The sequence below is a fragment of the Candidatus Methylarchaceae archaeon HK02M2 genome (assembly GCA_024256165.1).
Taxonomy (GTDB): Archaea; Thermoproteota; Nitrososphaeria; order Nitrososphaerales; family JACAEJ01; genus HK02M2.
This window is the reverse complement of the sequence record JAKLZG010000012.1, coordinates 1-12,979: the sequence shown is the minus strand read 5'-3', so window position 1 is coordinate 12,979 and position 12,979 is coordinate 1. Positions and strand designations below refer to the sequence as shown.

At 37.0% G+C, this 12,979-nt stretch carries 13 protein-coding genes; 7 read left to right on the top strand and 6 right to left on the bottom strand.

What is annotated here, in order from left to right; translation table 11 throughout:
- Nucleotides 1-254 precede the first annotated feature (254 nt).
- From mcrA to mcrB, 3 genes are read right to left on the bottom strand one after another with little or no spacing between them, the layout of a single operon-like run.
- Entirely contained in the window at nt 255-1,928 is a 1,674-nt protein-coding gene (mcrA, locus tag L6N96_00895) for a coenzyme-B sulfoethylthiotransferase subunit alpha (GenBank protein ID MCP8322723.1), read from the bottom strand.
- A gap of 13 nt (nt 1,929-1,941) precedes the next feature.
- A complete protein-coding gene (mcrG, locus tag L6N96_00890) occupies nt 1,942-2,718 on the bottom strand; it encodes a coenzyme-B sulfoethylthiotransferase subunit gamma (protein MCP8322722.1) in 777 nt (258 codons plus the stop codon).
- An 18-nt stretch (nt 2,719-2,736) separates the two neighbouring features.
- Nucleotides 2,737-4,068: a coenzyme-B sulfoethylthiotransferase subunit beta gene (gene mcrB / locus L6N96_00885; protein MCP8322721.1), complete on the bottom strand. Its 1,332-nt coding sequence runs from the start codon at nt 4,066-4,068 to the stop codon at nt 2,737-2,739.
- Between the two features lie 224 nt (nt 4,069-4,292).
- On the opposite strand from mcrB, the gene L6N96_00880 reads away from it, so the two are divergent.
- Together L6N96_00880 and L6N96_00875 are read left to right on the top strand one after the other, a co-directional pair.
- Nucleotides 4,293-4,643 (top strand): methyl-coenzyme M reductase operon protein D, encoded by a 351-nt coding sequence (locus L6N96_00880; GenBank protein MCP8322720.1) that lies wholly within the window; start codon nt 4,293-4,295, stop codon nt 4,641-4,643.
- Nucleotides 4,644-4,649: 6 nt separating this feature from the next.
- The gene (locus L6N96_00875; GenBank protein MCP8322719.1) at nt 4,650-4,922 is read left to right on the top strand and encodes a hypothetical protein; all 273 of its coding nucleotides are present in this window, start codon (nt 4,650-4,652) and stop codon (nt 4,920-4,922) included.
- Between the two features lie 12 nt (nt 4,923-4,934).
- Here L6N96_00875 and L6N96_00870 read toward each other — a convergent pair whose 3' ends face one another.
- Nucleotides 4,935-6,122 (bottom strand): 4Fe-4S dicluster domain-containing protein, encoded by a 1,188-nt coding sequence (locus tag L6N96_00870; GenBank protein ID MCP8322718.1) that lies wholly within the window; start codon nt 6,120-6,122, stop codon nt 4,935-4,937.
- Nucleotides 6,123-6,194: 72 nt separating this feature from the next.
- Here L6N96_00870 and L6N96_00865 point away from each other — a divergent pair, with 72 nt between their 5' ends.
- From L6N96_00865 to L6N96_00850, 4 genes are all read left to right on the top strand, one after another.
- Nucleotides 6,195-6,947, top strand: coding sequence for a respiratory nitrate reductase subunit gamma (locus tag L6N96_00865; protein MCP8322717.1), 753 nt, complete (start codon nt 6,195-6,197; stop codon nt 6,945-6,947).
- Between the two features lie 95 nt (nt 6,948-7,042).
- Nucleotides 7,043-9,673: an HAD-IC family P-type ATPase gene (locus L6N96_00860; GenBank protein MCP8322716.1), complete on the top strand. Its 2,631-nt coding sequence runs from the start codon at nt 7,043-7,045 to the stop codon at nt 9,671-9,673.
- A 99-nt stretch (nt 9,674-9,772) separates the two neighbouring features.
- A complete protein-coding gene (locus tag L6N96_00855) occupies nt 9,773-10,723 on the top strand; it encodes an ABC transporter ATP-binding protein (protein ID MCP8322715.1) in 951 nt (316 codons plus the stop codon).
- 1 nt (nt 10,724) lies between these two features.
- Entirely contained in the window at nt 10,725-11,630 is a 906-nt protein-coding gene (locus L6N96_00850; protein MCP8322714.1) for an ABC transporter permease, read from the top strand.
- 114 nt (nt 11,631-11,744) lie between these two features.
- Here the strand turns inward: L6N96_00850 and L6N96_00845 are convergent, their stop codons facing one another.
- Nucleotides 11,745-11,960 carry a DUF1858 domain-containing protein gene (locus tag L6N96_00845; GenBank protein ID MCP8322713.1) on the bottom strand — a complete coding sequence of 72 codons (216 nt, stop codon included), beginning with the start codon at nt 11,958-11,960 and terminating at the stop codon, nt 11,745-11,747.
- 155 nt (nt 11,961-12,115) lie between these two features.
- On the bottom strand, nt 12,116-12,373 hold the full coding sequence (locus tag L6N96_00840; protein ID MCP8322712.1) for a hypothetical protein: 258 nt from the start codon (nt 12,371-12,373) through the stop codon (nt 12,116-12,118).
- Between the two features lie 60 nt (nt 12,374-12,433).
- Between L6N96_00840 and L6N96_00835 the strand changes: the two genes are divergently transcribed.
- On the top strand, nt 12,434-12,820 hold the full coding sequence (locus L6N96_00835; GenBank protein ID MCP8322711.1) for a hypothetical protein: 387 nt from the start codon (nt 12,434-12,436) through the stop codon (nt 12,818-12,820).
- Nucleotides 12,821-12,979: the final 159 nt, after the last annotated feature.

The following is a 12,979-nucleotide window of genomic DNA, read 5'->3' as shown; positions in this document are numbered from 1 at the left end:
TCATATTTGGTGATTATTCCATTATTTTTATCCTTTTTAAAATATACTCCTAACCTGATCTAATTTCAATTTCATTAAAAATATAACGAGTGCAATTCGTAAGTGTAAAACGAGTGTCCATACAATGGACACAACTTAAGTTTTCTAAGTGGCTAACTAAAGGTGATCTAAAAGATAGGCTAGGTTTCCAAATATCCTTTTCAAATTAAAAAAAAAAAAATAATAAGAAAAAAAGGGGGGAGATATTATTATAGCTAACGTATTGGTGGTAGAATCGAATCTCGCAACCCGGCTGGTATGTACTCTTTCAATACTCCTTTAGCAAGGCATTGTCTTGGATGGATCCAATCGAATTTAAGGCTTGGGTCTGCGAATGCAACTTTGATCAATGGATTAGCACACCATGCATCTCCTCTGGCAACATGTGCTGATGCTACAATCCCTGTATATTCACCTATATGTCCTACGTTCATTGCGTAGTTAGGATAGTTTGGCCCTCTCAGCTCGATTGGTAGACCTTCATCACTTCTCCAGGACCAAAGGTTGCATGGTCCTGATTGATCCTGTGCGTCGTAACCGTAGAAGCCGAGTCTCCCTAAAGATTCCTTATGTAGAAGCATACTTAAGTACCAAGCACCCATGCCTGCCTGTGCAACCCCCGTAGCTATGGCACCACCTAGTCCTGAAGCTGCCGCTAATACAGAGGCCCTTTGCGACCCTCCAAAATGAGTTTCCATAAGTGTTGGAAATAGTTCGTATTGTGAGAGTCCGTAATCAGTTGCATATGTAGCGATGTCTTCAATAACTTCCATTGAAGGTTTTACTCTTGCAAAGCCACCGTACTTCTTCTGTACATGATCCATTGTAGCATAGACGAAATCATCTAATATATTGTCTGTATAGACTGCTGAAGCATATTGAGTGAACCCAACACCTCCAGACATGTAGCTACCAAACCAGTATTGATCATATATAATGGAGCCGACAGCTAATGTTTCTAGACCACAGATAGCTGGATCATCTGGTTTTATTCTATCAGTCTGAATCATATCTGCTAAAAATCCGAATGGAAGTCCTCCGGGTTCGTTCGGACCTCTGGCCCTTCTCCAAGGTGTCAAAGTTGCCATTGGAATAACTTCAGCATGCTTTGCTGCATAAGCGAATTCTGCTACTGCTGCCTCTCCTGCCATAAGCCTGTACGATGATATCATCGACATCGAGATCTGCATGGCAGCCCATCTGGACATCGTTCCTCCATCACAAAGGTGACCAACTATAGTGGGCATCCTTAAGACTTGATAAATTCTCTTTCCAATCGCTTTCTTTAACTTTTCAGATTGATTTGGTGGGAATAATTCATTTATGTTTATTAAGAACCTTTTGTCGAGTCTATCAACCAACTCATCATCTCCCGTAAAGATTTTTACATAACAGTCCGAAACTAGATTCGGATTAATCTCTACCATGTGTTCCTGTATTACAGCACCTCCAGGAAGCGCGTGATTCAATACTTCAAGATAATGATTGATTGTCTCAGGAGTAACTTCCCTTCCTAGCCTCTTAGTTAGAATTGTATGCGCTGCATCAAGACCTACTATGATAGTTCTTCTGATATCGTCCCAACATTGATGCATTGCAGCATTATTTATGAAATGAATATCTTCAGGCATTGCGTAAGTTTCCGTTTTCGAAACTAAATATGGCATAATGACCCTTTGACCTAAACCAGCGCCAGAACATCCAAAGCTTGGATTATAGAAAGGTATGCCTCTTTCTTCAGCGATCTTATCTGCAATTTCTTTATACTCTTTCTTTCTTGGATCTTGTGCCCAGCCACCTAGTGTGTAATAGGTAGTGTATTTCTCTTCAGGAGATTCCTTGAACTTACGTCTCAGGGCTCTATAAAATTGTTTTTCTTTCTCAGACATTCTATATCACCTCTTAAATACCTTTAACCTTTTCTGGGTTAAAGCCACTTCTTGCTCTTAATTCGAATATTCTATAAATGTATTTTACGAGATCTTTATCTTCAGTTAATTTAATGTGATCTGCTCTGAACTGGGTCGTTCTCTTCTTTATCTCCTCTTCAGATAAAGGCTTTCCAACTTCAATATTCTTATCCAATGGGACTCCTAACTGATCTTTAATGTACACGACACTCCCTTTCTCCTTGTCAAATGCATATCTCCTCACAGCATCGAACATCAATCCGTTTTCATCGAGTCTTAATGCGTGACCATGAACTGTATATCCGCGAACAGCTGTACGAGCAGGATCAAATACCTCTGTCTCGATCAAATCTTTAGCCGCTTTTTCTATATCTCTCTCTCTTCCCTCAACTGGATTTCTTCCAGATAGAACTCCAGTGTCAAGTCCTCTATATCTCCAATTAATTGCCCATGTCCTTGTAAATGGTGCGAAAGGTGAAAAATATACTGAATCTGTAAGCTGAACATATCGGATTCTATCTCCAGCTTTTGCTCCGGGCGTTGGTTCCACAAGTTTTCTAATGGCGTCGTCAGGCTCCTTCATTTCTTCTAAAGGCGGGTGTACTGAACTATATGCCTCTCCCGGTGCTCTATGTCCTAAAAGACGAACAACATCCTCGTCGCTTATACTTCTTAGTTTTTCCCATGTGTAGCTTGGATCCATATATTTCCTTCTATTAACAGCAGGTTGAGTTGTACCTGGGTAAAATTGAGATGAATATTCACTCATTTCTAAAACCCTCCTAATTTAGACCTCGCTCTTAATCTGTATAGCCGCTTCAGTAACATACTTTATCGGCTCCCTCAATTCTGGAACCTCGCTTAATACCTCCCCAGTGACGCCACTTATTTTTTCGGGTGTATAATAGACACTTCCAGCATCCAGAGCTACACCTGCAGCTATACAAGGAATCGAAAAGCCTTTACTATGTCTTGTTACGATATGGTTTCCATGAAAAACTGCTGGATTGCCCCCTCCATAAATCGAATGGCTGAAAAATGACATTTCAATTGCTGTCATATTTATTTTACCGAAATCAGGTCCGGGTAAGCTTGTCTCACGTTCTATCATGTCCGTGAAATATAGCATCGTAGAAGGTGAATGTTGCATTGCTCTTGCTGATCCACATTGTAACATAATTGAAGATAACATACCTGCACAAGTGTAAGCATTCCATTTAGGCATATCATCTGTCGTGTAGACTGTATATTCACCTACTTTCTCTAAAGGTCTTATCACACTATCATCAATTGCTCTTTTAACTGTACTAGCTACTACTGTACCTACTGTACCCGATTTACCATTCTCTCTCACAATATCATAGACAAGATTGTTTGCGTTAAGACCTTGAAACGCCAATCCTAGTAAATGGAGTCTCTCAAAAGCACCTATGGCATCACCCATCTCAAACATGGCTGTTTGTTCTAGAATAGATGATAGCGCAGCTGCATTTAGAGCATTTTTTCTAGTTATTAAAGCGATATGACCACAAACTATGTTTCTGAGAGCATAACCCATTCCTTCATTCATTTGGGGTACTGATAAGAGTGTGGAGACAAAGGCACCCAAGGGATTCACAGATTGAGGATATCTCCCCCACACACTGGCATGTATCATGTCTGAGTCCCATAGATCTAGTTTGAATATATCGACTAATGCTTGACATAAAGCGGCAGATGTAACCGTAAAAGCTGTAGTATATTCTACAGAAGATTCGATTCTTAAAGTTGGGATTTTTACAAGAAGTTGTTTTCCTCCATGAATTTCAGATATTTCAGTATCATCTGTTGGTTTGACTTGTATATATTTTTGCATAGCATCGATTATAGCGTTTGCATTGTCAAGTATAGGTAGTTCTATCTCTCTTCCAGGAATAATACAACGATCACCGCCAACTCCTCCAACCCTCAATGCTTTTTCTAAACCTTCAAGATTTACTACTGCACATCTCTCCGCCATACCAACTATTTTCTTTATTGCAGGGTTCCACAAAGGCGATATAGCTTCAATTGGGATTTCTTTTTCGATTAGATTGCCTCTGTCATCGTAAAGATCAATTTTATCCGAGTATTTTGGCAAAACACTTCACGCATATGAATATACATACTATCCAAATAAACTTTACTAAATAGAATAAAATAAATATAATATTTTAAGGTATTTATTGTATTTATTTTTAATTAACTAATATTTTTTATAAGTTATTTATAATCTTTTTTAAATGTGTTTTGAGATGTCTAATTCAATCTTCAATTTTATTTCAAAACTTAAATCCTCTACTAGACTATTTGTTAAGGATAGAAATGGAAATCGAGATATTCCCTAAAAGATTACTCTCGGGGGAAACTGTTGAAAAATTATTAAAAAACTTAATCCAGCTTAAGGTAAAAAACGTAATTTTACAAGGTCCAAAACTTCCTAAATATGTTATAGTTCCTTCTAGAGAATATAGTATGGGATTAAAGGTAGAGACTGGGCATGATTTTAACAAAATCAAATTTGTTGATAGAGAAATAGAATTGATGGTAAAAGTTGGTCGGATAATAATAGAGCCAATTTCTAATACTGTAATGGATGATTTTATGAAAAAATTGAAAGAAATTTGTGACAAAGTATTGCCTTTTGGGTATGATATAAGAGTTAGAAAAAGCTGAGTTAATTTGAGTGATAAAGAAAAAAAGAGTGAAGCTTATCGCTTACTTCTATTGCCTGGTATTCCCCTCTCAATAATAGAAAAGATAGCTAAGGAATTTCATCTTAATATTGTAGAAGAAGAAGTATATACTAAACTTGAAGGCGAAGCAAATCCTATAAAAAAGAAAATCTTAGCCTTTGAATCCGTAAATAAGGAGAATCTTGAGAAAGCAAGGCGAAATCTTGTAGAAAATCTTGCTAAAAGAATTAAAGATATTTCTAAAATGTATGAGAGTTAAACAGCTTTAGAGTTAGTCATCTTTGATACCTAACTGATTTGAAAGTAGCTCTACAAGATCTAAGATCTCTATGTTCATTTTTATTTCTTCTTGTGCTTGCTTGAAGTTTGTTAAGCAGAATGGACAAGAAGTAACCAAAATATTCGCTCCAGTATCAGTCGCGTCCTTTAGTCTTTTTATCGACATCTTTAGCGCCAAATCTGGCATTCCTGCTTTGACCCCTCCTCCTGCTCCGCAACACCTTGCAGTTTCTTTATTTCTTTTCATTTCGACAAACTTGAGTTTTGGAATTGCATTTAATACTGTACGAGGGGCATCATAGATATTGCCTATGTGTCGACCTAAATGGCATGGATCGTGGTATGTAACAACTTTCTCTAATGGAGCCAATTTATTCGCATCGAGTTTAAAGTAACTTCTATTGACTAATTCAGCCAGATATTTTGAAATATGCATCACCTCAAAAGGAACTTTATGATATTTAGGCCAATCTATAAGGCTGGTTCGGTAACATCCTGCACACGTGTATAACACCCTTTTTACCCCCTTCTCTTTAAAGGCATTGATATTGTGCTTGACTAAATCATACATTATCTCTGTTTGCCCTGTTCTCAGTAGAGGAGAGCCGCAACACCATTCGTTGTTCCCAAGTAAAGTAAATTTAATTCCTAACTTGTTAAACAATCTCAAATTTTGAATCGCATATTTCTGTTGTCTATATGATTGAGTACAACCTAAGTAAACACCTAACTCCGCTTTTTCTTCTACTTGTATATCTTCAGGAAGCCAATCTAATCTCTTGTTGGGATCTCCGTTATATGGATTGTATTTCTCTCTTACTCTTGTAAGAAAACCTTTTTGTTTTCCGAATGGCCCAATACCCCGTTCAACAAACTCAGTTCTTATCTCCTCCCAAAGTTCAGGTGTATCTATTAAGGAACCACAGACAGCGGAACATGATCCGCATTCTGAACAAGCGTAAAAGACTCTGTTTAATTCATCAATCTCACTTTCTGTTAGTTTCCTCTTTTTCAATGCTTTTTTCAAAAGTTGTATCTTTTTAGCTGGCGATACCGCTATATCCCCTAATTCTTCTACAGCGGGACACCATCCCACACAAAGTCCGCATTTTGTACAAGAATCGAATTGCATACGAAGCGAAGGTTTTAACCTTTTTTCTAGAAAACTAACCGCCATCATCGATTCGCCTCACAAATATAGATACTTATCTAAAATGTTAAATATATACTTGTCCCGACTATTGGGCTGAAGATGCTGATCGAAAATCTTCCAGAATCATTATATCTTTTTTTACTGACGATTATGCCTTACATTGCTCTAACAACTCTTTTCATTGGATTGATTTATCGATCTATGAACTGGCTAAGATTCCGCCAAAAATCACAATTTGAAAATTTGAATAATTCATCGAATACTCCAACAAAAATGGCGAATTTTATAAAAGGAATGATTTTGGAAATATTCTTTCTAAGGAAAGTTTATCGAGGCTCCTTTAAATTATGGTTGATTTCTTGGCCCATGCACATGGCAATTCTAGGAATGTTCGTTGGTCACTTGAGGTTATTTACTGAATTAACTCCGTTATGGGCAATATTTAATATGACTGAACCAGAAATTGAAGCATTTTCTACTTTAAGCGGAACTATTGTTGGAACAATATTTGTTGTAGGTCTCGCACTTTTACTTGTAAGGAGAATTGTAATTAAAGAGGTTAGAGCGATTTCAACTTATGACGATTACCTTACACTAATTATTATATTGTCAGCAGGATTATTTGGTATGGGTATGAGACTACTTCCAGAGGGCCACATTATACTGACCGAATTTAGGGAATATTTCATAAATGCACTTTTTTTAAATCCAACACCTATTCCACCTTATAATTTTTACTTCGCCCTTCACGCTTTTCTTAATTATATTACACTTATTTGGCTTCCATTTAGCAAATTGATCCATATATTCACTGTACCGGTTACTGAAGCTATTCGGGATGTTTTGAAGTAGTATTAACTTTATCAATGAGCCGCTTAATTGAAATATATTTATTGGATACATAAAAAATATATTGCCTTACTATTGATTCTTCACTAAGCTTGGCTATGCCCAATTCAAGTGATTTCGAGTGGTATTCTACTACTGAAGATGAAGTCTTATCTCGTTTAGGATCGAGAATGGAAGGTTTAAACTCAAAGGAAGCATCTGAAAGGCTGGCTAAGCACGGTCCAAACGAAATAGAATCTAAAGTTGAAAGAGGGATATTACGCATAATTCTCTCACAACTAAAGAACCCTTTCATTTGGATTTTGACGGTTGCCGCTTTACTTTCCTTTGAGAATCCTATTGATTCTACTTTGATAATCGTGCTTGTAGGAGTAATGATCGCCTTAGGAACTATACTCGAAGGAAAGGCTGAAAGTGCTCTTGAAGCTCTAAAGAATCTCGCTCCTGTCAAATCTAAGGTGATAAGAGATGGCGTTACAAAGACTGTAAATGCGTCTGAACTGGTTCCTGGTGACATAGTTAGTATAGACGCTGGTGATAAGATACCTGCTGACATCTATCTTTTATCTTCTTATTCTCTGGAAGTCGATGAATCAACTTTTACTGGAGAATCTTTACCAGTTCCGAAGAGGACTGATGTTAGACTCGAAAGAAAAACCCCCATTCACTCTAGAGTTAATATGCTTTTCACAGGCACTTTAGCTACTGCGGGTAGTAGTAAAGGCGTAGTTGTAGAGACAGGGATGAATACAGAGCTGGGTAGGATATCTACTCTGATAGAAAAGAAGAGCGAGGCAACACCATTAGAGATCCGTATAAGAAAATTATCACTTGAAATCTCAATTATTTTTGGAATAATGATCGCTTTCCTCTTCGTGCAAAATATTTTTCTAGGTACTGACATAGGCGAAGCTATACTTTATTCAGCTACTCTAGCTGTTGCAGCTGTTCCTGAAGGTTTGCCAGTCGTAGTGACATCGATGCTCGCTTTAGGTGTTAAGAGGATGGCATCAAGAAATGCCGTCGTTAGGCGACTCTCATCTGTTGAAGCATTAGGCTCATGTACAGTAATCTGTTCAGACAAAACTGGAACTTTGACTAAGAATCAACTTGTAGTTAAGGAACTAGTTACTTTAGGACCCTTTTCAATTTCAAATCCTCAAACCGATCTATTTACGGGAAAAGATGTTAAACTCAAAGCTTTAGCTGTGGGTATTTTGTGTAATGATGCCGAAATATGCCAAGAAGGAGAAAAATTATTCGCTATAGGCGATCCGACAGAGATTGCCATTTTAAGATATGGAGAAGAGTTGGGTCGAAATAAAGCAGATCTGTTAAGAGAATATCCCAAAGAGTATGTGATCCCTTTCGACTCTGACAGAAAGAGGATGAGTACTATTCACTCCTCGAAATACTTCAAGATCATTTGTGTTAAGGGCGCTCCTGAGACCATTACACCAAGATGCACTTTATTCGAGACATCTGAAGGAGAGCATATTTTAAATGATAAGGTTAGATCGAAGATAGAAGCTGAAGAGAAGAGGCTAGCTGAGCTAGGGATTAGGATTCTCGCCTTAGCATATAAGAAAGTAGATAAAATACCTGAACCTTTAGATACGGAAAAAGTAGAGGATGAACTTACTTTTCTAGCATTGGTCGGTATGAGGGATGAACCCAGAGAGGGCGTTGTAGATTCCGTTCAAAAGTTGAAAAATTCAGGAGTAAAGGTAGTTATGCTTACAGGAGATAGCAAGATAACTGCTAGGTCGATAGCAAAGGAGCTTAAAATCTTGGAAGAGGATGATGAAGTTATATCTTCTGATGAATTTGAAAAGATGAGTGATAAAGAAATAGCATCTATGCTAGAAAAGATTTCTGTGTTTTCAAGGGTATCTCCTGAGAATAAGATGAATATCGTCGAGGCATATAAACTCAAAAAACATTATATAGCCATGACGGGCGACGGCGTAAATGATGCACCAGCACTCAAGGCAGCTCATGTCGGAGTTGCGATGGGTGAAAGAGGGACTGAGGTTGCTAGAGAAGCCTCAGACCTTGTTCTCCTTGATGACAACTTCTCTACAATTGCGAAGGCTGTAGAAGATGGTCGAGGAATCTTCGACAATATAAAGAAGGCAACTTTCTCACTACTTTCCGCAAATCTAGCTGAGATACTTATTATAACATATGCTTTAGTTTTAGGTCATATACTTCCCCTTGTACCTATTCATCTACTTTGGATAAACCTTGTCACTGATGGTATGCCAATTCTTGCTTTAGCCTTTGATAGATCTTCTAATCAAGTTATGAAAAGGCCTCCTATAGATCCATCAAAAGGTATAATATCAAAAAGAGATGTCCTTATAATGAGTACAATTGCACTTATTGTAGTTCCTGCATCTGCCTACCTCTTTGAAGGTACTCGTCTTATAAGTCCGATTTACGCTAGGAGTATGGTTTTTACATATTTAGTACTTGCTGAGATCTTAGTAATTTATGTCTTTAGAAGTTATCTAGGAGCAAGTCTATCACAAAATAAATTATTATATATATCAGTGATTGCTACCCTTTTAGCCCAAATCTTAATAGTACAACTACCTTTTTTCAATGTTATTTTCCAGACAACAAGTTTGAATCTAAGTTCGTGGCTTACGATACTTCTTTTTTGTACTCCTCTTCTCGCTTTTATAGCATTGATAGAGTTTAGAAAGAAGAGAGGAAATTTATAGATGAATTCTTGGAACTCTATTATGGTGTATTTTTTTATTATATATAATATTGTTCAACTATTAAACTTAAATACATAAACCCTGTTGAAGTGAATGATTATGAGCGACTTCGCCATCGAGACTATGGGTCTATCCAAATCATTTGGAAGGATTTCAGCATTAAACAACTTAGATCTTAAGGTAGTAAGTGGAACAATCCATGGCTTCCTAGGTCCAAATGGAGCGGGTAAAACTACAACTATTAAGCTTATTCTTGGACTCTTAAGGCCAGATGCAGGTTCTATTCGAGTATTGGGCTTCGAAGGTGGAGGAAAAAAAACTGAAATAAGAAAAAGAATAGGCTATATGCCTGAACTTCCAAAGCTCCCACCTTTTCTTAAAGGTCAAGAGCTTCTAGAGATATATGGTGAGATATACGGCATCCCAAAAAAAGAGAGGTCAGATTCAGCAAAAAAGTTGTTAGAATTAGTTGGATTGAGCGATAGGAGAGGTGATAGAATCGCTCACTACAGCAAAGGGATGCAGCAAAGGTTGGGCTTGGCACAAGCCTTAATTGGAGAACCTGAGCTTGTAGTTTTAGATGAGCCAAGTATTGGTCTTGACCCTGTTGGAATGGTTGAGGTCAGGGAGATAATAAAAAAAATATCGTCTGAAGGGAGAACTGTCTTTCTTTCTTCTCATTTGTTACATGAAGTTCAACAGACTTGCACCCATACTACAGTAATACACAAGGGGACTAAATTGATAGAAGGTGGTATAACAAAACTACTTGAAAAACTTACTGAATCTAGGATCACTGTAGAACTAGATAAGGTAACGAATGGTGTAAAAAATGCATTGGAAAGCTTGAACTTTGTAGAGAATGTAAAGTGGGAAGGAAATAAGGCTGAAATTCAATGCTCAACAACTGGTGATTTCAGGGTTGACGTATCGAGGGCTATTTCGGATGCTAAAGGCCTTATCATAGGCATGAAAGTACATGAGAGAGGTCTTGAAGAACTATTTTTAGAGCTTATTAAATCTAAGGAAAAACGAGATAAAGGCGAGTAATTTGAGCAAGTTTAGAGCCCTTTTAAAATACGAGCTTATTTGGAACTTGAGGAAAAGGAAGTTCCAAGCATTATTGGTGATCATCGTACTCATCCAAATAATAACTTTCATAATTCCAGCCGTTCTTTCTTATACTACTGGTCAAGCTATACAAGAAGATCCATACAAGGCACTATCCTCTCCTCCCGGTATTTTCATATTTTTATTCGCAATAGCTGTAGGAATGAACTCAATATCCGAAGAATTTGAACATGGCAGAGCCCACATCCTATTCTCTAAGCCTGTATCTAGAACACTGATCTATCTAGCTAAGATAATAGCAGCTCTTATTATGTTAACAATCGCCTACTTGATCCTGAATGTAATTGGTTTAGCGTTGTCATATCTTATTTATGGTCCCCAGGAATACATAATATTCTCCCCCATTCTACTTCTTGGAATTTTAATTGCCACACTTATCTATTTATCAATAGTCTTTTTCTTAGGAGCAGTCTCTAAAAGCTCGATAATCGCCGCTTTGGGCTCTTTTGGTATTCTTATCGGTTTAGGAATTATGGTAGGGATCCTTGGTACTTTTGGAGGTTATGCTTGGATAGCAGACTACGTTCCAAGCGGGGGTCAGAATGGTGTAATTATCGGAACTTTTCCACCAATATCTCTATCTACTGGCACCGACAATCTTGGTACAATTCTCAGCTATGTTGCGATCAACCCTGAAGCTCAAGTAAATGTAACATATGTAGTAGGGATAGATATTACTGAGATTCCGCCTTTAATTCAATATGAGTCTCAGATGATTTCCATAATGGATATTACGATAAGGGCATTAATGGTAACCCTTGCCTATACGCTGCCTCTGCTCCTTATATCATGGTTTATATTTAGAAGGACCGAAATCAAAGAATAAATTCATAGAAAAACAAATTAAAGTCGAGATAACTGGTTTTAATGTAGAAAATATTATACTTCTTTATATTCTATTATTTGGATTTGAAGGATTTAACCATTTAGTTAGAAAGCTTTATGCTACTTCCTTATTGATTTCCTCGATCATCTTATCGATATCATCGTCGCTTAATCCATGAGCTTTTGCACCTTGCTCGATGGTTTCCATGACTCCTATATGACAACCTATACAGTGTAGACCATATCTCATTAAAATCATTCCAGCCTGAGGATAGGAATGGAGAAGTTCGCCAAAGGTCATATCTTTATAAACTGCTTTTTCTTTACTCATGAATATTGACCCTCATTAATTAATAACATATCATATTATATATTATTTCTTGATACATTTCTATTTATTATGAAAACTTCTGACGACGTACGTCATAAAGACGAAGTGGCGTTGTTTCTGACTTTTTAAAAAAAGGATAACAAGAACGCCAAGCCTTATCTATAGATATAACTAGAATCACAAGGTTCCTTTGACATTCTAGCATTTTGTTTAGCCTCCTTCGTAGGTATATCGTCTACTATGAACAATTTTTTTCCATCATCAAATTGAACGCAAGCTACTGACTTTGATACGGGATGCACTCTCATATTGCGTTTACTCTGAAATAAACTGATGACTTTTTTAACAAACTCAATACTCTCGTCGCTATTCATAGTTGACATTTTTTGAAGGCTCTTTATGACATACGTCATAAATAATATGACATACGTCATGTTTATATAATTTTCGCAACTGAGGTTTGGTGAGCTGATATGTTGTTGCCGTGTGAAGTCGCAGTTAAATCTTTAGTACCGGCCCTTCGATGTGCTATCGCAAAAGAATTATCACAAACATATGGATTAAAGCAAAAGGATGTTGCAAATCTTATCGGTGTCACACAAACAGCTGTAAGTAAATATTTACGATATGTCAGAGGTACAACAATCAAAATTGATGAGATAGAGGAAGTTCAACCGATGCTTAAGGAAATCGTTGTCTCGCTTATTGAAAGAAGTATATCAAGATATGAATTAGTGGCAAAGTTTTGTATACTCTGTAAAATTATTAGAAGAAAAGGTTTGATGTGCAATTTATGTAAGACCTCAAATCCTACTATTGATATTCAAAAATGTTATGTTTGCAGTTCTTCTTATACTTAGATGAATATTACTGGGTTATATATTAGCCTATGTAACTCATACTAGATCTATCGAAGTCCTTTACTATCTCTATTTTGCCTTCCTCTCTAGGAACATTCGATATCTGTTTAAGTATATTAGCAAAACCCATCTTTGAGAGCTTCGTTGTAAAGTGATCCT